This window comes from Oleiphilus sp. HI0043, assembly GCF_001634935.1.
Genome location: NZ_LWEY01000315.1, coordinates 1 through 781 on the forward strand (window position 1 = coordinate 1; position 781 = coordinate 781).

General features: G+C 47.0%; 1 protein-coding gene. It reads right to left on the reverse strand.

Translation table 11 applies throughout. From position 1 onward, the window contains the following. Positions 1-14: 14 nt before the first annotated feature. Positions 15-781, reverse strand: a 767-nt coding sequence (locus tag A3729_RS04360; RefSeq protein WP_156497654.1) for an immunoglobulin domain-containing protein, incomplete at its 5' end; no start/stop codon positions are given.

Here is a 781-nt window from a genome sequence, read left to right on the forward strand (position 1 = left end):
TGCTAATGTAGAAATTAATGAGCTTGAGGTTTTACAGTCGATAGCCTTGGAGTGGTCACGCTGACACTATACACACCACTATCTGAGACTGAAGCTGAAGCGAAAGAGAGTGAGCTTGAGGTCGCGCCGCTAATCGCTACCCCACCCTTAAACCACTGATACACCAACTCACCACCGCCACTCGCAGCGACAGATAGTACCGCTCCCTCTCCTTCATCTACACTAACAGAAGTAGGTTGCGTAGAAATTTGAACAGGGTCTATCACAACTACTGGTGGCAATTCGTTAACTACTACTAAAGCAGTCAAAGACTCCAGGGTACCTGACTCATCGCTCACCAGAACATCATAACTGCCTGAGTCGGAAGTATCTGCAGCTGAAATCAATAGTGAACTTAGTACCGCCCCTTGAAGCTCAACACCATCTCTACGCCACTGATAGCTTAGCTCGCCACCGGTAGCTCCCACACTTAATAAGACCTCTTCCAACTCATCAACAATTACACCTTGAGGCTGGCTAATAATTTCGAGGTCAGGAGTCTCGTTAAGCTCTGCTACGTCGTTATAGGAATCATTCGTTTCCTGTCTAACCGCCGCAAATGTCTCGGCATGTTCACTATCTGGAAGCGCTTGCTCTAGATCTAATGCAATTTCGCTTGCCTCTAGAAAAACCTCATCCAGAGTAATCTGTTCATCGCCCTCAGTACTTTGAGCCCCTAGAACGCCATCACTGGCAATCACTTCCTCTACATGTTCGATTACTTCTTCAATCGTATCCCAAC